The 19,969-nt window shown below is 51.0% G+C and carries 15 protein-coding genes and 4 pseudogenes; 18 read left to right on the forward strand and 1 reads right to left on the reverse strand.

Annotation, left to right across the window (positions count from 1 at the left end):
- Window positions 1–105 precede the first annotated feature (105 nt).
- Entirely contained in the window at window positions 106–1,560 is a 1,455-nt protein-coding gene (locus A3SI_RS02515) for an NADP-dependent isocitrate dehydrogenase (RefSeq protein ID WP_009053493.1), read from the reverse strand.
- A 224-nt stretch (window positions 1,561–1,784) separates the two neighbouring features.
- Here A3SI_RS02515 and A3SI_RS02520 point away from each other — a divergent pair.
- From A3SI_RS02520 to A3SI_RS23505, 18 genes and pseudogenes are all read left to right on the forward strand, one after another.
- Window positions 1,785–2,569, forward strand: a pseudogene (locus A3SI_RS02520) (enoyl-CoA hydratase/isomerase family protein).
- Between the two features lie 27 nt (window positions 2,570–2,596).
- Window positions 2,597–4,108: an oligosaccharide flippase family protein gene (locus tag A3SI_RS02525; RefSeq protein WP_040669873.1), complete on the forward strand. Its 1,512-nt coding sequence runs from the start codon at window positions 2,597–2,599 to the stop codon at window positions 4,106–4,108.
- A gap of 5 nt (window positions 4,109–4,113) precedes the next feature.
- Window positions 4,114–4,620 (forward strand): dUTP diphosphatase, encoded by a 507-nt coding sequence (gene dut, locus A3SI_RS02530; RefSeq protein WP_009053495.1) that lies wholly within the window; start codon window positions 4,114–4,116, stop codon window positions 4,618–4,620.
- A gap of 47 nt (window positions 4,621–4,667) precedes the next feature.
- On the forward strand, window positions 4,668–6,404 hold the full coding sequence (locus tag A3SI_RS02535) for a tetratricopeptide repeat protein (RefSeq protein WP_009053496.1): 1,737 nt from the start codon (window positions 4,668–4,670) through the stop codon (window positions 6,402–6,404).
- Complete coding sequence (locus A3SI_RS02540) at window positions 6,397–7,131, forward strand: DUF4292 domain-containing protein (RefSeq protein ID WP_009053497.1); 735 nt, start codon at window positions 6,397–6,399, stop codon at window positions 7,129–7,131. Before A3SI_RS02535 ends, A3SI_RS02540 begins: the two co-directional genes overlap by 8 nt.
- 14 nt (window positions 7,132–7,145) lie before the next feature.
- Window positions 7,146–7,850 carry a murein hydrolase activator EnvC family protein gene (locus A3SI_RS20040; RefSeq protein ID WP_238531561.1) on the forward strand — a complete coding sequence of 235 codons (705 nt, stop codon included), beginning with the start codon at window positions 7,146–7,148 and terminating at the stop codon, window positions 7,848–7,850.
- A 98-nt stretch (window positions 7,851–7,948) separates the two neighbouring features.
- A complete protein-coding gene (locus tag A3SI_RS20045) occupies window positions 7,949–8,392 on the forward strand; it encodes a murein hydrolase activator EnvC family protein (protein WP_238531562.1) in 444 nt (147 codons plus the stop codon).
- A 104-nt stretch (window positions 8,393–8,496) separates the two neighbouring features.
- Window positions 8,497–8,700 carry a twin-arginine translocase TatA/TatE family subunit gene (gene tatA, locus A3SI_RS02550; RefSeq protein WP_040669912.1) on the forward strand — a complete coding sequence of 68 codons (204 nt, stop codon included), beginning with the start codon at window positions 8,497–8,499 and terminating at the stop codon, window positions 8,698–8,700.
- A gap of 18 nt (window positions 8,701–8,718) precedes the next feature.
- Window positions 8,719–10,145, forward strand: a pseudogene (gene gatA / locus A3SI_RS02555) (Asp-tRNA(Asn)/Glu-tRNA(Gln) amidotransferase subunit GatA).
- A 14-nt stretch (window positions 10,146–10,159) separates the two neighbouring features.
- Window positions 10,160–10,546 carry a hypothetical protein gene (locus A3SI_RS20050; protein ID WP_238531563.1) on the forward strand — a complete coding sequence of 129 codons (387 nt, stop codon included), beginning with the start codon at window positions 10,160–10,162 and terminating at the stop codon, window positions 10,544–10,546.
- Window positions 10,547–10,593: 47 nt separating this feature from the next.
- Window positions 10,594–11,577 (forward strand): LysM peptidoglycan-binding domain-containing protein, encoded by a 984-nt coding sequence (locus A3SI_RS02560; RefSeq protein WP_449406399.1) that lies wholly within the window; start codon window positions 10,594–10,596, stop codon window positions 11,575–11,577.
- A gap of 70 nt (window positions 11,578–11,647) precedes the next feature.
- The gene (locus A3SI_RS02565; RefSeq protein ID WP_050977333.1) at window positions 11,648–12,754 is read left to right on the forward strand and encodes a DUF4837 family protein; all 1,107 of its coding nucleotides are present in this window, start codon (window positions 11,648–11,650) and stop codon (window positions 12,752–12,754) included.
- A gap of 76 nt (window positions 12,755–12,830) precedes the next feature.
- A pseudogene (locus A3SI_RS02570) lies at window positions 12,831–15,106 on the forward strand (NADP-dependent malic enzyme).
- Window positions 15,103–15,702, forward strand: a complete 600-nt coding sequence (ruvA, locus tag A3SI_RS02575; protein WP_009053502.1) for a Holliday junction branch migration protein RuvA — start codon at window positions 15,103–15,105, stop codon at window positions 15,700–15,702. The pseudogene A3SI_RS02570 and the gene ruvA overlap by 4 nt, the downstream one beginning before the upstream one ends.
- Before the next feature lie 66 nt (window positions 15,703–15,768).
- The gene (gene sov / locus A3SI_RS23490) at window positions 15,769–18,168 is read left to right on the forward strand and encodes a T9SS outer membrane translocon Sov/SprA (RefSeq protein WP_449406394.1); all 2,400 of its coding nucleotides are present in this window, start codon (window positions 15,769–15,771) and stop codon (window positions 18,166–18,168) included.
- Window positions 18,152–18,736, forward strand: a pseudogene (locus A3SI_RS23495) (hypothetical protein); the annotation flags it as partial. The gene sov (A3SI_RS23490) and the pseudogene A3SI_RS23495, both read left to right, overlap by 17 nt.
- A gap of 137 nt (window positions 18,737–18,873) precedes the next feature.
- Entirely contained in the window at window positions 18,874–19,812 is a 939-nt protein-coding gene (sov, locus tag A3SI_RS23500; RefSeq protein ID WP_449406395.1) for a T9SS outer membrane translocon Sov/SprA, read from the forward strand.
- Window positions 19,793–19,960 (forward strand): hypothetical protein, encoded by a 168-nt coding sequence (locus A3SI_RS23505; RefSeq protein ID WP_449406396.1) that lies wholly within the window; start codon window positions 19,793–19,795, stop codon window positions 19,958–19,960. The genes sov (A3SI_RS23500) and A3SI_RS23505 overlap by 20 nt, the downstream gene beginning before the upstream one ends.
- Window positions 19,961–19,969: the final 9 nt, after the last annotated feature.

Here is a 19,969-nt window from a genome sequence, read left to right on the forward strand (position 1 = left end):
CAGTACGTAGGGAACTCTACTTTCCGATGGGGGAATAAAAAAACGAGCTAGCTTTATCGCTGGCTCGTTTTTTTATGCTTTTTTATGCTACTGTTCGCTTATAGCTTATTCACCCTGAGAGAGGGAATAGGCACGCTGTCCGTCGAAAGTATATAAGTTCTCTGTTTTGATAAAGTCGCAGCCCAGTGCCTCCACTTGCTTCAGCAGATCCAAGATCTGCGCATGCGTCACGGCGGACTGTCCGGCGTTCTGGAAGCGGCATCTCCAGTGATCGGTGCAGAACGTCTCCTTCATACCTCCAGGGAATACTTTCACGCCACGGTTAGTGATAAGCTGCAGCTGCAAGCCATCCGCATCTAGCTGACGTAATTTCTCACCGAGGACATTGGGATCACGTCCTTCCTCATCCCACTCCAGGAAAACATCCACACCGATAAGTTCTTTGGCCTGCTTTACAGCTGGCTTCAGCTTGATGTTCATCGGCTCGGTGGCTTCTTTGCCGAAGGCAATCGGCTCCATATTCGCAGGCCCCTGCCCTAAGCGCTCGATGATCGCATCTGCAAAAGCCTGTGTCCCCACGCGCTCCTTAGAAAGGCCTTCCTGGTAGATATCTCCGGTGTGGTAGCCATCCTCCAGTGTTTTCATCCAGGCATTCGCGATTTTCTCCGCCACTTCTGGTTGGCCGATATGCACGAGCATCATGATGGCACCGTTTAGAAGACCCGATGGATTCGCGATGTCCATGCCTGCGATGTCCGGCGCGGAACCGTGAATCGCCTCGAACATGGCGACCTCTTCGCCCACATTCGCAGAGCCTCCGAGACCTACAGAGCCCGTTACCTGCGCGGCGATATCTGAGATGATATCTCCATATAGATTAAGCGTCACGATCACATCGAAAATCTCCGGACGCTCGGCGATGAGGGCAGAACCGATGTCGATAATTTTATGATCGGTTTCGATTTCTGGATATTCTTTCGCGATTTCGTCGAAGGTTTTATGGAAGAGGCCGTCGGCCAATTTCATGATGTTATCCTTCGTCATACAGGTCACTTTTTTACGCCCATACTTTTTCGCGTACTCGAAGGCGTAGCGGATGATCTTCTCTGAACCTGGCTTCGAAATAAGTTTTAAGGACTGCACCACCTCCTGCGTCTGGCGATGCTCGATGCCAGAATACAGGTCTTCCTCGTTTTCACGAATGATCACCAAATCAGTTTTCGGATAATTCGTTTTGATAAAGGGAGAGTAAGCCTTACATGGGCGCACATTCGCAAAAAGACCGAAAGAGGTACGTGTGGTCACGTTTAAGCTCTTAAATCCGCCCCCCTGAGGCGTGGTAATCGGTGCTTTTAGAAACACCTTGGTTTCTCTTAGCGACTCGAAAGCGCTGGCGTCCATCCCCGAGCTAATCCCCTTCAAATACACCTGCTCTCCGATCTCGATGACCTCTGGCTCGATCTGGGCACCCGCTGCGTCTAAAATTCTAAGCGTGGCTTCCATGATTTCCGGGCCGATCCCATCGCCGTAAGCTACGGTAATTTTTCTTTTTGATGACATATCTACTACTGATTTGTTTGGTTTTCTAGTCCTGGACAAAAATATAAAAAATAATGTGTTAAAAAGACCCTAACTACATCATTTTTGCAGGGTAAACCGCATCTAAAACCTGTTTACCCTACCCAATTACTGTACGGAAAAGCGCCGCGATGGTTTTTCCATTTAAAAAGCTTGGGGAATCTTCATGGGACTTGTATATTTGATGCTTATTACTGAAATCAGGTATGGCTGAACAACAAAATATTCTATCGGAAGAAAAAGAAGGTATTCTTTACCTCACCATCAACCGAGAAACCAAATTAAATGCCTTAAATATCGCTACCATCGAAGAATTACGTACGGCATTCGAAGAGGTAGTGGATAATAAAAGCATTAAAGGTGTCATCATCACAGGAAGTGGAGAAAAGGCTTTCGTGGCAGGTGCTGATATCAGTGAAATCGCCGAACTCACCGAACTAAACGCTAGAAAATTTGCCGAAAACGGCCAAGATGTCTTCAACCTCATCGAAAACTGCCCCAAACCAGTTATCGCCGTCGTGAATGGCTTCGCGCTTGGAGGTGGCTGTGAGCTGGCCATGGCCTGCCACATGCGCATCGCGACCGCGAATGCTAAGTTCGGGCAGCCGGAGGTGAACCTCGGCATCATCCTGGTTATGGCGGAACGCAGCGCCTAACTTATCTGGTAGGTCGTGGAAAGGCCCATGAGCTCATGATGACAGGTGACATGATCACCGCGGAAGATGCCCGCCAATTAGGCCTAGTTAACCATGTGATGCCGACAAAAGATGAAGCCATGGACAAGGCTGAACAGATTTTGGAAAAAATCATGAGCAAGGCACCGCTCGCTATCGGCATGATCGTAGACTGCGTAAATGCAGTATATAACTGTGACGAAAACGGGTACCAAACGGAGGCTAATGGCTTCGCGCGCTGCGTGAAATCAGGCGACTACAAGGAAGGTACTTCGGCATTTTTAGAAAAACGTAAACCCGTCTTTAAAGGAGAATAATTTACCCGCTATACGCACCCTCGCCGCATGGGCCGAATGAAACAACTCTTGGGCCAGACGGCCCTCTATGGTGTTAGCAGTATTTTAGGGAGGAGCATTAACTTTCTGCTCATTCTCCTCTACGTCCGCTATTTGAGCAAGGAAGATCTCGGTGCCTTCACCGGGATCTACGCGCTCATGGGCTTCCTGAACATCCTCTTTACCTACGGGATGGAAACCACTTATTTCCGTTATGCGACGGGTAAAGGTCTGGACCCAGAGGCGGTGTATCGCTCCATTTTCACCCTCATCCTCAGCAGCTCCCTACTCCTCAGTGGCCTGCTCTTCGTCCTCGCGCCCTTCCTTAGCCAGTGGCTTGACTACCCAGACCAAAGCTACCTGTTCCGCTGGATGGCCCTCATACTCTGTTTCGATGCGATCCTCGCCATTCCCTTTGCGCGACTGCGCCTCGAACAAAAAGCCGCCTGCTTCGCCGGAATCAAGCTCTTTAACATCCTGCTTAATGTAGGGCTCAATGTCTTTTTCATCCTCTACCTGCGCGAAAACTGGCGCTTACGCTCGCCCGAAGAGCTCCCTTCCTGGGCAGCCTACATCTATCAGCCCGAATGGGGCGTGGAGTACATTTTCTTGGCGAACCTAATCGCTAATGGCGCCATTTTGCCCCTGATGCTGGCCGTTCTCGGGCGACCCCGCCTGAAACTGGACTGGGAACTGCTCCGCCCCATGTGGCCCTATGCCCTCCCACTGCTGTTTATGGGACTGGCCGGCGCCACGAATGAGCTCCTCTCCCGACAGCTTTTTGAGTATGTCCTGCCGGACAATTTCTACCCGGGACTAAGCCAAAGAGAGGCCGCCGGTATTTTCGGAGCGAATTTTAAGTTGGCCATCCTCATGAGCCTCATCATACAGGCCTTTAAGTACGCCGCCGAGCCCTTCTTTTTCCAGCAGGCCAGCGACAAGCAAGCCCCCGAGACCTTTGCCCATGTCATGCACGGGTTTATTCTCTTCTGCACCGCGCTGATGGTAGCGCTATCCGTGAATTTATACTGGGTGGGGCCATTAATTTTAGGACAAGAAGGCTACCTGGAAGGCCTCTCCATCGTACCACTTCTGCTGCTCGGCTACCTGTTCTTAGGCATTTACTATAACTTGAGCATCTGGTTTAAACTTACCGATCAGACAAAATATAGCCTGTACCTCACCCTGTTAGGAGCTGGAATCACCCTGGTCACGGTACTGCTCTTAGTCCCGAAACTCGGCTTTATGGGAGCCGCCTGCAGCACCCTTTTCGCTTACATGAGCATGAGTGCCCTCTGCTTTGTACTGGGACAAAAATATTATCCGATACCCTACCAAACCGGGAAAGATTTAGCATATTTGTTGGTCGGAGCAGCACTCAGCTACGCTGGATATTACCTGCCCGTGGCAGAAAGTACCGCACCCCCGTTGCGCTTTCTTTTACATAATAGCCTCTTTATAGGTTATTTGGGCCTCCTCGTCTGGCAAGAGCGCCGCTGGTTGGCGACATTTAAACGATAAAACGCATGAAAATACCTGTTATTAATACCTCTGGACATCCCCTGCCTGCCTATCAGACGGCTAAAGCTGCGGGCATGGATCTTTACGCGGCTTTAGAGGAGCCCATCATCCTAAAACCTATGGAGCGCCGCCTTATCAGCACAGGCCTTTTCGTAGAAATTCCTGAAGGCTTTGAAGGTCAGGTACGCCCCCGCAGTGGCTTGGCCTTCAAGCATGGCCTCACCGTCCTGAACAGCCCCGGTACGATCGATGCAGACTACAGAGGTGAAATTCGCGTTTTACTCATCAATCTCTCCCAAGAGCCTTTTACCATCATGGACGGCGAGCGCATCGCCCAGCTGGTTGTCGCTAGGCACGAACAAATCGACTGGCAGCCAGTAGAAAAGCTAAGCGACACACACCGCGGCACGGGAGGCTATGGCAGCACAGCGTCTGAAAAAACATTTGCCCCATTTCCGCGTAAAATAGGGCAGAAATGGCCGCCTCCGCGCCTTCGCACCAGCTTTGGCTGAATATTTGCGCCCAGCTTCACCACATCCATCTTTAGTTATTTACCCGCATGCGTACGCCCCTTCTTCGATTCGTTCCTGTCCTGTTTCTCCTACTCTGCACTGTAGTGGTGGAGGGCTTCGCCCAAAACAAACTGAGTAGAAAGCAACAGAAGCGTGCGCTCGAAGACAAGCGTGCCGACCGCCTGTTTATCGAGGGCCAAAAATTTATGATGCTCGAGGATTTCGAGCGTGCCTATTTTTACCTAAACAAGGCCCGTGAGATTAAACCGAATGAGCCTGCCATCAACTTCAAACTGGCCGAAATACTCCTCCGTGCGGGAAATACCGAGGAAGCCATGGACTTTGCGCGAAGCGCGCGGGCAGCAGATCCGGAAAATAAATACTATGCGCTGATGATGGCTGAGGCCTATTCGCAGACCAATCAGCCCCTACGCGCCGCAGAAATCTTGGAGGAGCTGATGCGCGACACGGACGAAAACGATCAGTATATCCTCGATCTGGCCTCTATCTACCTCAGCTCTGGCATGTTCCCAGAAGCCCTAAAAGCCTTGGACCGAGCAGAAGATTATTATGGCATCGTGGAGCAGCTTATCGTGCAGAAGCAGCGAATTTATTTACGCCAGAACAACCTCGACGCGGCGATCGCAGAGGGTCAAAAACTGGTGGATGCCTTCCCCGGAAATGCAGATTATGTCATTAATCTGGTTGAAATCCTATTTAATAATGGCCGCACCGAACAGGCCCTATCCGTCATCGATGGTGCACTGGCACAGTATACCAATCAGCCCGAGCTGGATCTAGCCGCGTATGCGATCTTCCGTGAGCAGGGCAACTTAGCGAAAGCCGAGCCCCTTTTGTTTAAGGCGATGGCAAATCCTGATCTGGATGCGGCTGTGAAGGCGGAAGCCTTCGAAGACATCATGCGCGAGATGCGTACAGAGGCCCGCGAAACAAAATTAGACAGCTTGGAAACCACCCTGTATGCCTTACATCCCGACAGCCCAGAGGTTCTCGGTGTCCTCGGCATGCGCCACATGCAGCGCCGGCAGACGGCGCAGGCTCTTCCCTTCCTGAAACGCAGTGTGATGCTGCAGCCAGAAGATGAAGACTTGATTTTCAACTTATTAAGCGGTCTTTTCGAGCAGCCCGATGATTTTGCGGAGATCGAAACCTACAGCAGCATCGCCGTGGATGCCTTCCCGGAGCGCCCCGACTTCTGGTTCTTTCACGGTGTAGCCCTTTTAGCGCAGAAGAAAGGTGAGTCCGCTGTGGAGGCGCTGGAAAAAAGCTTGGAGCTAAATGCGGGCCAAAACAGCCAGCTGGACCTTCTGCTCTTCGGGCAGCTGGGAGATGCTTATCACCAGGCAGGTCGTAAAGAGGAGGCTTTCGCCCACTATGAAAAGGCGCTCGCGAAAAGCCCGGATGATGAGCACGTGCTAAATAACTATGCCTATTTTCTTTCCCTCGAAAAGCGGGACCTGGAACGTGCGAAAAACATGTCTGCTAAGTTGGTAAAAAAACATCCTAAAAATGCCACCTACCTGGACACACATGCTTGGGTACTGTTTCAGTTGGAAGAGTATGCCGAGGCCAAAATCTTTATGGAGCGCGCACTGGCTGAGGAGGAAACCCCGAGCGGCGTGATGCTGGAGCATTATGGCGATATTCTATACCATCTGGGCCAGCGAAACGAGGCCATCAGCTTCTGGAAGAAAGCTGAGGGCGGCGATGAAACTTCCGAGCAGCTCAGTAAAAAAATCCGAGATCGTAGATACTATGAATAAGGCTATTGCATTTTTTCTCCTCTTAGGGCTTGTGCTGGGGGGCTGCGCCAAAAGGGCCTCTCTTTTCACGGCGGATCAGGCCATGGAAACCTTTAACCCCGCCGTACTCGACTACACTTACCTGAGCGCAAAGGGGCGCTTCGTCATCGAGGAGCCGAATGGCAAAACCACCCGTGGGTCCATCACCATTCGGGCGGAAAAAGACGAAAAACTATGGTTTAGCTTGACCCCGGGCCTGGGCGTAGAAGCCCTGCGCGGCCTGATCGATGGGGACCGCATCTTTCTTCGGGACCGCCTAAATGGCGAGAATATCGCCATGTCTTTTGAGGAGTTCGCTGACCGCTATGGCCTCCGCCTATCGCTCGAACTCTTCCAAAACATCCTTTTCGCGAATATCCCGTACCCGTTTTCCTTCGAAGACCGGCTTATTCGGCTAAGTAAAACCTTCGAACTGACGCAGGTCCGCGATAAGGTACGCTACCATACCCGTGTAAACACGCTACACGGTAAGGCCGAAGAAATCAGCACCACCTCCCTGGAAAACAAAGGCTCCCTGCTGGTTTCCTACAAGCGTATCGAAGACCTGGAAGGGCAGCCTTTTCCGGGAGAAATGCTCCTGAAGCTTTCCCTACGGCTCGATGGGCAGCGCCAAAACAGCATTTTTCATCTCGACATCACCAAGGTAACCTTGGAAACCGAACCCCTGAGCTTTCCTTTTCAATATTGACCTTTTCTCCGCCTATGCCGCAGCGCTTCTTTTTACTCCTTTTTCTTTTCCTTCTGATCGGTACTCCGGATTTGCTGGCACAAAGTGGCAGCACCTCGCGCACCCGTGCCCAGCTGGAACGTGAAAAAGAAGAGCTCCAAAAACGCATCAGCGAGTTTGACCGCATCCTCCAGCGCACCACCGCCAGCCGGCAGGCGAGTATTTCGGAACTCAACCTCGTCAACCAAAAACTGCAGGCGCGTCTGAGTTTGATTAATAACCTCAACAAAGAAATCAATCTGATCAATGCCGAGGTGCGTGAGAAAGAATCCCGCATTCAGGAGCTTGAAAAGGAGCTCAAGGCGCTAAAGGAGGAGTATGCGCGCATGATTTATTATAGCGCCAAGTTAAATCAGGGCAGGACACTCACCGCCTTTATCTTCAGCTCGAACTCTGTAAAACAGCTCTTTCTCCGGCTAAACTATCTCCGGCAGTATGCGGCCGCGCGCAAGCGGCAGGTGGCCCGCATGGAAAGCCTTAGCGCGGAATTAAAGGAGCAAAAAGCCGCCATCGAGCAGCGCTTGGAACAGCGAAAACTAGTGTTAAAGGAGGAGGAAGCGCAGCGGAAAGCTTTGGCGGACGCCAAAAAAGAACAGGAGCGCATGGTCGCCTCCCTCCGACAGCAGGAAGATAAGATTAAAAAGGATTTGGCCGCGCCAAAAAACAGCAGGAAAGCCTGAACCGCCTGATCCGGGAAGCCATCGCAGAGGAAATCCGACTAGCAGAGGCAAAGGCCAAAAAAGAGGAGACCCCTGTAGCTAAGGCACCTGCAGGAAACATGCCGATGACCCCAGAGGTGGCTGCGCTCAGTGCCAGCTTCGCCGGAAATCGGGGCAAGCTGCCATGGCCGGTAGCATCAGGTTTTATCTCCCAGAAATTTGGCTCCACCCCTCACCCCACCCTGAAAGGGTACACGATCGATAATGACGGCATCGATATTCAAACAACGGCAAATGCTGACGTGCGGGCCGTTTTCGATGGCGTGGTGATGAAGGTGGCAACAGTTCCCGGCTATGGAGGTACGGTTTTAATCAAGCATGGCGAATATTTCACGATGTATAGCCGCCTAAAAACGATAACAGTAAAAAGCGGGCAGACCGTAAAGGCGCGCGATGTGATCGGTAAAGTGGCCACGAACAAGGACGGGATTTCAGAAGTGCATTTTGAGACCTGGAAAGGCCTCACCCCGATGAATCCGGCCAGCTGGCTTGCGGGGAAATAAGCTGAAAAACAATGCCTTCCATAAAAAAGTCAATAGAACTAAGGGCAGATGCTTTGTGTTAGCCCTGTACATGAGTATCTTTGTCCAAAATAAACGAAATGATTATGATGACATTAGGTTTCTTACCGAACGTGGGTGGAGGGTCCCTTATCCTGATTATACTGGTGATCCTACTGCTTTTCGGTGCCAAAAGAATTCCTGAACTGGCAAGAGGTTTAGGACGCGGCATCCGAGAGTTTAAGGACGCCACGAAAGAGATCCAAGAGGACCTGGAAGAAGGCCTTAACGACAAGAAAAAGAAAGATTAATTTAAGCAGACGTAGATTTTGGAAAGATTTCTTTCATTTGACGCGATCCAAAAGGCACTGGAAAACAAGCAAGCTACCTGTGTGGAGATCGTGGAGCATTACCTCGGAAATATTCAAGAACGTGCCCAGCTAAATGCCTTCGTGGAGGTGTATGCAGCGGAAGCCCTAGCGGCAGCACGGCGTATCGATGAAAAACTGGAAAAGGGCAAGGCTGGTCGCTTAGCGGGTATGGTCGTCGGCATAAAAGATGTTCTGGTCTATAAAGGCCACACCGTAAATGCTCCAGTAAAATTCTAGAGGGTTTCGAATCCCAATTTACCTGTACGGCCGTGGAGCGGCTCCTGCAGGAAGATGCCATCATCATCGGTCGTCTGAACTGTGATGAATTCGGCATGGGAAGCTCAAATGAAAATTCTGTCCATGGCAAAGTCCTAAATGCTGCCGATGAAAGCCGCGTACCGGGAGGTTCTTCTGGAGGTTCGGCCGTAGCGGTGCAGGCAAACCTCTGTACGGTTTCTCTGGGAACCGATACGGGAGGCTCTGTGCGCCAACCGGCCGCATTCACGGGCATCGTCGGCATAAAACCAACGTACAGCCGAGTGTCTCGCTGGGGGCTTATCGCCTACGCCTCCTCCTTCGACACGATCGGTATTTTTTCACGTGAGGTTTCTGATAATGCGTTGGTGATGGAAATCATCGCCGGGCATGACAAGCAGGACAGTACCGCTTCGCGCAAAATGGTGCCGGCCTACTCCACGCTTTTGCACTTTGAAAAACGCGCACGCGTGGCCTATCTGAAGGAATCTATCGATTCTCCGGCTTTGCAGCCCGAGATCAAGGAAAACACCTTACAGGTGCTCGAAAAATTAAAGGCGGAAGGACACACAGTAGAAGAAGTACAGTTTCCCCTTCTTAAATATGTGTTGCCGACCTACTATATCCTGACCACAGCAGAAGCTTCCTCTAACCTTTCCCGCTTCGATGGCGTAAAATACGGTTATAGAAGCCCGCATGCGCATAACTTGGAAAGCATGTACAAGTTGACGCGCTCGGAAGGTTTCGGCGAAGAGGTGAAGCGTAGAATCATGCTGGGAACCTTCGTGCTCAGCGCTAGTTATTACGATGCCTACTTCACGAAAGCACAGAAGGTTCGGAAGTTGATTCGCGACTTTACAGAAGACTTGTTAAACAAGTACGATTACATCGTTCTTCCGACGACGCCGAGCACGGCCTTCAAGTTTGGCGAGCACTCTGGCGACCCGGTAGCGATGTATTTGGAAGACTTGTTTACAGTACCGGCCTCCGTATCGGGTGTGCCCGCGATATCCATCCCGAATGGAAAAGATGCACAAGGACTGCCGATCGGCTTACAAATAATGGCGAATGCTTTTAAAGAGGCCGAGCTGTATGCCTTCGCCGCCTATGTTTTAAAACTCAACCCATAACCCCTCTCTTGCCCATGAAGTGGACAGCGTATACCTATATGTTGCTTGTCAGTACCGCCAGCATTCTGGTAACCCCACACAGGAGTCATGGGCAAGAGTTGTTTTTATTAAATCAGGGCCTTCAGGAAACACTAATTCAGCCGGACTACAGCGTAGATTTTATTCCTGATTTCACCTATGATGAGGTAGCGGAGCGAATCCGTACCATGGAAACGGACATGCCTTTCACCCTAAACGAGAGGGTGTACAGTTTCATCGACTATTTTGCAGTGCGTAACAGAGACTATGTGCGCATGATTTTAGCGCGTGAGGTGCAGTATTTCCCACTTTTTGACGAAGTCCTCCGCCGGCATGACATGCCAGAGGATATTAAGTACCTGGCCATCATCGAGTCTGCCTGAATCCGGCGGCACGCTCGCGCGTAGGTGGCATGGGGCTCTGGCAGTTTATGCCGGCTACCGGAAGAATGTACCAGCTAAACGTTTCCTTAGATGCGGATGATCGCAAAGATCCATTAGCGGCCACGGAAGCGGCGGCCAAATATCTGAAGTCCCTTTACCGGATGTTTGACGACTGGGAGGTGGCGCTGGCCGCCTACAACTGTGGCCCTGGAAATGTGCGCAAAGCCATTCGCAGGGCGGGAGGAAAAAAGGGCTTTTGGGAAATCTATCCCTACCTGCCACGAGAGACACGCGGCTATGTGCCCCAGTTTCAGGCCATGATGTATGTCATGCGGCACAAAGAACTCCATGGCCTAGTACTGGATGATCCTGCCTACCCGATCGCTGTCACCAAGGTGAAGCCCGGTATGCCGGTGGACTTCGAGCAGTTAGCTACGGTGACGGGAGTAAAGGCAGCGGATATTATGCAGTTAAACCCTGCCTACCACAACGGTTTCTTGCCTGAGTCACATCAGCACAAAGGGATACAACTGCCAGCCGCGGCAGTTGCGGAGTCGATGGATTGGGAAGCATTAGCAGAAACGTTACAGCCGGATACGGAACGGATGATGGCGCTTCGGGCCATATACAATCCGAATATCCGCATGGTCGCGGGTGGAGGTCCAGCCTATGAAATCAAATATCGTGTACAGTCGGGCGATGTCTTGGGTAAAATCGCGCAGCGCCATGGAACTACTGTTGCGAATATCAAAATGTGGAATAACTTGAATTCGAATACGATTCGAGTGGGTCAGCAGCTCACGTTATACACGGCCGCACCTGCTGCTTCCAGTGCAGGAGGTGCATTAGTGGCGCAGTCTACGGTAAGTATCACGGAAAAAGGCGGAAAGAAGCTATATACCGTACAGCCCGGAGATTCACTTTGGCTAATTTCCAAAAAAGTGGAAGGGCTGAGCGTCGAACAGATTAAAAAGTTAAATAATCTTCAAAATAATCAAATAAAGCCTGGACAGCAATTGATTATTGGCTAAAAGTCTTTTTTAAGCTATAAAATTACGGTATCTTTAAAGGCTTTCATCTAAACAAGAAGATTATGAAAAAATTCACCTTATCCTTCTCATTGCCTTTTTTTCTGTTTTTGCAACTTGTTTCTTCTGGTCCTGTGCAGGAGATAAAGAAGGTAAGGAAGGCTCCATTTTTGAGAACAAGCCGAAGGCGCGCGGTCAGATCGGAGAGATCATTTTAGCGATAGACAGCGCGAAATGGGCGGGCCCTGTAGGGGATCAGTTGAAAAAAATCTTCCAAGAAGAGGTTCCTGGCCTTATCCGCCCTGAGCCGATGTTTTCGGTGAAGCGCGTGGAGCCGAAAGCCATGACCCGCATTTTACGTATGGCCACGAACTTGGTTTTTGTCACCACTTTTGACGATAAGAAGCCCGGAAGTCAATCGATAAATGCCCAGTTTGCGCAGAATTTGAAGGATAAAGCAGCGGAGGATCGTAATTTTCATATGTATCGCGCTAACGATGAGTTCGCGAAAGGACAGGAAGTGATTTATTTCTTTGGAAATAATGAGGAAGAGTTAGTGGCTAATTTGGAAAACAACCGTGCACGTATCCAAAACATCTTCCGCGTTCGCGAAAAGGAACGTTTAGAGAAGCTAATCTTAAATAGAAAAAGTGGAGATGCCCGAGCGGGGGGAGAGCCTTTAGGGCTAAACTTAAACTTGCCTGCCTCTTACCAGATAGCCAAGGCCGAGTCAGATTTCCTTTGGCTCCGCCAGCCCACCCCGAACACCAATCGTGCGGATATCAGCCTGTTTTATCATGTCCAAAATTACGTTTCTGAGGAACAGCTGAAACCGGAGAACATCATGCGCATGCGTAATAACATCACGCGCCAGCATATTTTCGGAGATCCCTCGAATAGAGATTCCTTTTTAACATTAGAATACGAATACCCAGAGCCCACCTTCTTTTACACCCAAGTAGCAGGTAATTATGCCATCGAGATGCGTGGGGGATGGAAAACCAATACCAACAGCATGGGAGGGTCCATGCTAGGTATCGCATTTGTAGACCAGGAGAATAACAAGCTCTACTACATGGAAGGCTTCGTGTACTACCCGAATGAAAAGCACCGTGAGGCCATACGCGAAATAGAAACCCTGCTGACGGGCACTACTTTGCTGCGGGCAGCAGCGGAGTAAGCGTGTAAGAATCAGGAAAGGCGCTTTAACCACACGGCCGCATCAGACCTATTAAAACAATCAATAGTTTACCTATATGGCTATTAAAATCAGAAAAGAAGACGCCTTAAATTACCACACCCAAGGTAGCCCAGGAAAGATCGAAGTGATCCCCTCTAAGCCTTTATCCTCCAGTTAGACTTGGCCCTCGCCTATTCACCCGGCGTGGCAGAGCCCTGTAAGGAGATCGCTGCCGATAAGGAAAATGTTTATAAGTACACAGCGAAGGGCAATTTGGTCGCCGTTATCTCAAACGGAACGGCTGTTTTGGGCCTGGGGGACATCGGTCCAGAGGCTTCCAAGCCGGTGATGGAAGGGAAAGGTGTCCTGTTTAAGAAATTCGCCGGTATCGATGTATTCGATATCGAGATAGATGAAAAAGACCCAGAAAAACTCATTCAGATCATTCGTTCCCTGGAGCCGACTTTCGGTGGGGTGAACTTAGAGGATATTAAGGCGCCGGAGTGCTTTCTGATCGAGGAGCGCCTGAAGCGGGAGATGAACATTCCGGTGATGCATGATGATCAACATGGAACGGCGATCATTTCGGGGGCTGCACTCTTAAATGCACTCGAAGTGGTCGGCAAGAAAATCGAGGAGATTAAGTTGGTCGTAAGTGGCGCGGGAGCCTCAGCAGTTTCTTGTACCCGCTTTTACATCAGCCTCGGCGTGCGTCCGGAAAACATCGTGATGTGCGACCGGGAAGGACCTATCACCGTAGATCGACCAAACGTGGATGAAATCCGTGCGGTTTTCGCCACCAAGCGTGCGATTAAGGATTTAGCAGATGCCCTAGTGGGTGCAGATGTGTTTTTAGGTCTCTCGGCTGGAAATATCGTAAGTGCGGAGATGATTCAGAGCATGGCGGAAAACCCCATTGTCTTTGCGCTAGCAAATCCAGATCCGGAAATCGCCTACGAAACAGCCATCGCTTCTCGTCCGGACGTGATTATGGCCACAGGCCGAAGTGATCACCCGAACCAGGTGAATAATGTTTTGGGCTTCCCATATATTTTCCGCGGTGCACTCGATGTACGTGCCACAGCGATTAATGAAGCCATGAAACTGGCCGCCGCGCATGCGATCGCGAAACTGGCGAAAGCGCCCGTTCCGGAAATCGTCAACCGTGCCTATGGTAGCTCAAAAATGGTTTTTGGACCTGAATACCTCATTCCAAAACCCTTAGATCCACGGCTGATTACCACCATCGCTCCTGCCGTAGCCAAGGCCGCCATCGCCTCAGGGGTAGCCAAAATCGAGATTAAAGACTGGGATAAATATGAATTAGAGCTGCAGGAGCGCATCGGCATCGATCAGAAGTTGATGTCGCGGGTCATCACGAAGGCCAAGCGCAATCCGAAGCGCATCGTCTTTGCGGAGGCAGATAATGTGAACATCCTGAAGGCCGCACAAGTAGTACGGGATGAGAAGATCGCCACGCCGATACTTTTAGGGAATAAAGAGCGCATCTTACACCTCATCGCTGAACATCAGCTGGACCTTCTCGACGAGGCCATCATCGATCCGTTTATGGAAGATGCCAAGCGCGAAGCTTATGGCCATGTCCTGTTCGAAAAGCGTCATCGCAAGGGGCTCACCTTACAGGATAGCATTCGCCTGATGCGGGATCGGAACTACTTCGGTGCGGTGATGGTAGAGCTCGGAGAGGCGGATGGTTTTATCTCCGGCTTAACGAAAGACTACCCGAAAACGATCATTCCTTCCCTTCAGATCATCGGTCCTCGGGAGGGGGTAAAAAAGGTTTCTGGTATGTACATCGTGAACACCGACCGCGGGCCTTATTTCTTCGCCGACACGACCGTAAATGTGGATCCGACGAAGGAAGAGCTGCTTGAAATCATCGAAATCGCTGCTCAGGGAGTACGCTTTTTCGACCTTGAGCCGAAAATCGCCGTGCTCTCGTACAGTAATTTTGGCTCCGCCAAAGGGGCTATCCCCGAGAAAACCGCTTGGGCCACAGCCGCAGCGAAGGCCAAGTATCCGGATCTTATCATCGAGGGCGAGATGCAGGCAAACGTAGCGCTGAACGAAAAACTACAGAAAGAACTGTACGGATTTAGTAAGTTGATCGACAATAAACCGAACACCCTCATCTTCCCAGATCTGGCGAGCGGAAATATTGCGTATAAACTACTGGCAGAGATGGGCCATGCAGAGGCTGTGGGCCCTGTGCTCTTGGGCATGAAGAAGCCCGTGCATATCTTGCAGCTGGGAAGCTCCATCCGGGATATCGTGAATATGGTCGCCATCGCAGTGGTGGATGCTCAGTTTAATGAAGAACATAATTTATGATCGCATATTTAGCAGGTACGTTTAAGCAGCTGGATCCTACCCACGTCTGGATCGATGTCCATGGGGTGGGCTACGAGGTGAAAATCTCGCTGCAGACGTATAGTGAAATTAAAGGTAAGGAGCAGGGCATGCTCCTTACCTATTTACACATAAAAGAAGATGCCCACACACTTTATGGGTTTACCCATGCAGAAGAAAAAAACCTTTTTTTACAGCTCATCAGCATCTCCGGAGTGGGGCCGAACACAGGCCTTATGATCCTGTCCTCCCTAAAGACACAGGAGATTATCGAGGCTATTTTGTATGGAGATCATAAAACTATCCAGCAAGTAAAAGGAATCGGACTAAAAACAGCACAGCGCATCGTTTTGGAACTGAAGGATAAGGTGAACAAGACCGCTGTAGCAGACCTTCCGAGTGGTCAACCTGTCGCGGCAGAGAGCAGCAATAAAACCAAAGAGGAAGCGTTACAAGCACTGATGACCTTAGGTTTCGCGAAAGCAGTAGCTGAAAAAAATATCCTTGCCGTGCTGAAAAAAAGCGGGCCAAATATTTCGCTAGAAGATTTAATTAAGGCATCTTTGAAGATTAATTAGCGTCACATTTCACCCAGTTTAATGGCTTGTAATCCGCACTTTTTTACGACTACGAAAGCCAATTGCATGCTCTCTTTTTGGGTGCTGCCCCTTTTGCTTCTCTGTGCACTTCCTTTTCGAAGCGCCGCACAAGTAGTAGCGCCTGAAACTGTGGGCGGCGTGGCGCCAAATCGTGCGAACGACACCATTCCCTCCAAGCTGGATAGCTTAGACCTTCGGCGTAAACTGCCCTCTTTTCTCATTTGGCCCGACCGCCAGACACGGCCGCTTTACCCCGAGCAGAGCCTGCCGCGTAACCGTGTCTACTCCCCTTTCGATCTCGTGCCGCCGAGTAGTACGGACATCCAGGTAGAAATCGACACGGCGCTCCGCTACCGCGTGCGCCAGCCGATCGACAGCACCGATGTGCTGCCAGGCCAAATTTATAACTTCGAAGAGTTCTCTAAGATCCAAGAGTACCGCGTCCGACAGGAATATTGGCGCAGCCGCTCCCGTGGACTCGATGGCGAATCCGCTGTCAGTGGCAGGGGAATCATCCCTCCGCTTACCGTCAGTCCCGGCCTTGACCGCATCTTCGGAGGCTCCGATTTTAATATCACGCCTACCGGATATGTAGACCTCGACTTGGGCGCTATCTTCCGCCGCACCGATAACCCTGCCATCCCGATTCGGCAGCAGCAAAACGGAAACTTTAACTTCAACCAGCAGATCCAAATGAGTGTCAACGGTACGCTGGGGGAAAAAATGCGGCTAGGCGCTAATTTTGACTCGAATAACTCCTTCGACTTCCAAAATCAGCTCAAGTTAGAATACGTCGGATACGAAGAGGATATCATCAAGTCGATCGAAATCGGAAATGTCAGCATGCCCATCCAAAACAGCTTGATTCCCGGCGCTCAAAACCTCTTCGGCGTACGCACACAGCTGCAGTTTGGGAAACTTTTCGTTACAGGTGTGGCCTCCACCCAGCGGGGACGTCGCGATGAGTTGATCATCGAGGGCGGTTCGCAGGGGCGCCCCTTCGAAATCCAAGGGCATAATTACGACGAAAACAGACACTTCTTCCTCGGCCACTTCTTCCGGGACAACTATGAACGCTGGCTAAGAGGCATCCCTCAAATCCTCTCTGGAGTGAATATCACGCGCGTGGAAGTGTATGTCATGAATCGAAGTAATACTACCGAAACACTTCGTAACTTCTCTGCATTTATGGACCTTGGGGAAGGTCGGCGCTTGCTCAATCCCGAAAATCCTGCCATCGGCAGCCCTAACCCGAGCTCACCCACAGCGAACGATGCGAATGCACTCTTTCGAAACCTGACCAATAATCCTGCCTTCCGGGCTTTTGATACCGGCAGCCGCGCGATCGAGGCGGAGTTCAACCTAACACGGGGTGCTGATTTCGAACAAATTAATAGTGCCCGCCGCCTAAACGATAATGAATTCGTCTTCCACCGGGAGCTTGGCTATATTTCCCTCATCCGAAAGCTGCAAAACGATGAGGTGCTCGCAGTTTCGTTCGAATATACCTTTAATGGGCAGACCTTCCGCGTAGGGGAACTTTCCGAAGACTATCAAAACCGTCCTGAGTCGGAAGTCATCTTTTTGAAAATGTTGCGCCCCGCGCGTATCAATACCCGCGTGCCCACCTGGGAGCTGATGATGAAAAACATTTACAACCTGAATGCGAACCAAATTCAGCGTGAAGGCTTCCAGTTGCAAATCATCTACCGCGACGATCGAACGGGGCAGGATAATGTCAGCTTGCTAGAGGGCGAAAACGTACGGAACCGCCCCCTTATCCGCTTGTTGGGCTTAGACCGTCTAAATCCACAAAATGATCCAGCGCCAGATGGTAACTTCGACTTTGTGCCTGGCATTACCATCTTCCCAGAGCGCGGCATGATCGCCTTCCCTGTTCTGGAACCTTTCGGCAGCACCCTGCGCGAGCAGTTTCTTCCGAATGAGGCCCAGCTCGTCGATCGCTTTGTCTTCGACACCCTTTACCGCACCACCCGTGCGAATGCAGAACTGGTCACACGGCTTAACAAGTTCTTTATCCGCGGGCGCCTCACGGCGGGCTCTGCATCTGAGATCATGCTTCCAGGACTTAACATCTCTCCGGGCTCGGTCATCGTGCAGGCAGGAAACATCCCCCTCACCGAAGGAGTAGATTTTACCGTGGACTATAACCTAGGACGCGTCAGTATCATCAATGAGGGCATTCTACAGTCCGGAAAACGCATCAGCATCAGCTTCGAAAAAGCCGATCTCGTCTCCTTCCAGACCCGAAGTCTCCTCGGAACACGCCTAGACTACCTGGTAAACGATAACCTGAATATCGGAGGTACCTTCATGTACCTCAACGAACGCCCGAACATCACCCGTATCGCCACGGGGAATGAGACACTCCGAAACAGCATGTGGGGGCTCGATGTAAATTACGATGATGAATCCCGCTGCTGACCAAGCTCGCCGACGCCTGCCCTTTACGAACACGAAAGAAAAATCCTTCATTCAGTTTAGCGGAGAGTTCGCTCAGCTCATCCCCGGCACCTCGAACCGCGTGGCCGGAGAAGCGGCCTCCTATATCGACGATTTCGAAACCGCCATCACGCCGTTTAACCTCGGTGGCGCTGCCGCGCAAAACTGGAGTCTCGCCGCCACACCGGTTACGCCGAGCAATGCCTTCGATGAAAGCTTGACCACAGGCGAGGAGCTGGGTCGTGCCTACCGCCGCGCCCGTGTGGCCTGGTATAATATCGACAATATCTTTTACCGAGAGACTGGCCCGGGGGTACCTCCTAATATCACACGTGAAGATCGACGCAACCACTACGTACGCCGGGTGCTGCCGCAGGAGATCTTCCCGAACAGGGACCGCGATGTGATTATCGTGCCAGAGCCGCTGTTTGAGATGGCCTACTTCCCGAGTGAACGCGGGATGTACAACTATAACCCGCGCCTAACTCCGGAAGGCCTCCTCCCGAATCCACGCCAAAACTATGGTGGGGTCACACGCGCGATTACCACGGAAGTGGATTTTGACCGAAACAATGTAGAATTCATCGAATTTTGGCTTTTAGACCCCTTTATCGAGGCGAAAATGGTCGTGTCATCGATGGTCGCTTTAATGAAAATAACCGCACAGGCGGTATTCTACGCTTTAACTTGGGCGATGTATCCGAAGACATCATTCCAGATGGACGGCATGGCTTCGAAAACGGCCTTCCCGCTGATGGCGACGCCGCCCGAACAAGCACCACACCCTGGGGCAGGATTACCCGCGAGCAATTTTTGCTCCCAGCCTTCGATAACAGCCCAGATAGTCGCAGAAACCAGGACGTAGGTCTGGATGGGCTGCGCAATGAGGAAGAAGCCGATTTCTTCCGAAGTAACTTTATTAACCGTCTGAGCGTTTCCCAAAATGCCTTACAGGAAATCCTACGCGATCCCAGCAATGATAATTTCCGCTACTACCTGGACGAGGAGTACGATCAGCGCGATGCGAAAATTCTCGAGCGTTATAAGAAGTTTAATGGAATGGAGGGAAATACCCCGATTACGGCGAATAATAACTTGCCCTTCACCCCCTCCAGCTCTAACTTCCCGGATAATGAAGACTTAAATAATGACAATACCATCAATGAGCTGGAGAGCTATTACGAATACGAAATCGACCTCCGCCCAGGAAATTTAGAGGTAGGAAGAAACTACATCGTCGATCAGCAAACGGCTAATGTCGCGGGAGAGGAGGTCAACTGGTACCTGTTCCGTATCCCTGTCCGCACCCCGGACCGTACCATCGGTGATATCACCGGTTTTAACTCGATTCGCTTTATGCGAACCTATTTGACAGACTTCGAGCAGCCAGTAGTTTTACGTATGGCCAACTTCCGCTTAGTCGGTAGCCAGTGGCGCGTTTTTCAAGAGTCCTTATTCGAGCGTGGTTTCTTCCAGGTTCCAGAGCCCGATGTGTCTAATCTAACCGTAGGCGTCGTGAACATCGAAGAAAACAGTCAGGGAGGTCCTGATCGCAGCCTTATGTGCTCCCACCGGGCATCGTGCGAGATAGAGACAACTTGGCACTGTGGAGCGGCAGTTGAATGAGCAGTCCCTTTCCCTTTGCGTCAGCGAACTGGAGCCACGTGATGCCCGTGCGGTGTTTAAAAATACCCCTCAGCTGGACCTGGTGCAGTTCGAACGGATTCGCATGTTCTTCCATGCCGACAGCGACGATGCTGAAGATGGGAGGTAACTGCATTTT

The sequence above is a fragment of the Nitritalea halalkaliphila LW7 genome (assembly GCF_000265075.1).
GTDB lineage: Bacteria > Bacteroidota > Bacteroidia > Cytophagales > Cyclobacteriaceae > Nitritalea > Nitritalea halalkaliphila.

Excerpts from the sequence above, each read along its gene's own strand:
- A3SI_RS20040 (WP_238531561.1), top strand. The coding sequence starts at position 7,146 with ATGCCGCAGCGCTTCTTTTTACTCCTTTTTCTTTTCCTTCTGATCGGT.
- sov (WP_449406394.1), top strand. The coding sequence starts at position 15,769 with ATGCTCTCTTTTTGGGTGCTGCCCCTTTTGCTTCTCTGTGCACTTCCT.
- ruvA (WP_009053502.1), top strand. The coding sequence starts at position 15,103 with ATGATCGCATATTTAGCAGGTACGTTTAAGCAGCTGGATCCTACCCAC.
- A3SI_RS02535 (WP_009053496.1), top strand. The coding sequence starts at position 4,668 with ATGCGTACGCCCCTTCTTCGATTCGTTCCTGTCCTGTTTCTCCTACTC.
- A3SI_RS20050 (WP_238531563.1), top strand. The coding sequence starts at position 10,160 with ATGAAGTGGACAGCGTATACCTATATGTTGCTTGTCAGTACCGCCAGC.
- tatA (WP_040669912.1), top strand. The coding sequence starts at position 8,497 with ATGATGACATTAGGTTTCTTACCGAACGTGGGTGGAGGGTCCCTTATC.
- A3SI_RS20045 (WP_238531562.1), top strand. The coding sequence starts at position 7,949 with ATGCCGATGACCCCAGAGGTGGCTGCGCTCAGTGCCAGCTTCGCCGGA.
- dut (WP_009053495.1), top strand. The coding sequence starts at position 4,114 with ATGAAAATACCTGTTATTAATACCTCTGGACATCCCCTGCCTGCCTAT.
- A3SI_RS02540 (WP_009053497.1), top strand. The coding sequence starts at position 6,397 with ATGAATAAGGCTATTGCATTTTTTCTCCTCTTAGGGCTTGTGCTGGGG.
- A3SI_RS02560 (WP_449406399.1), top strand. The coding sequence starts at position 10,594 with ATGCCGGCTACCGGAAGAATGTACCAGCTAAACGTTTCCTTAGATGCG.
- A3SI_RS02515 (WP_009053493.1), bottom strand. The coding sequence starts at position 1,560 with ATGTCATCAAAAAGAAAAATTACCGTAGCTTACGGCGATGGGATCGGC.
- A3SI_RS02525 (WP_040669873.1), top strand. The coding sequence starts at position 2,597 with ATGGGCCGAATGAAACAACTCTTGGGCCAGACGGCCCTCTATGGTGTT.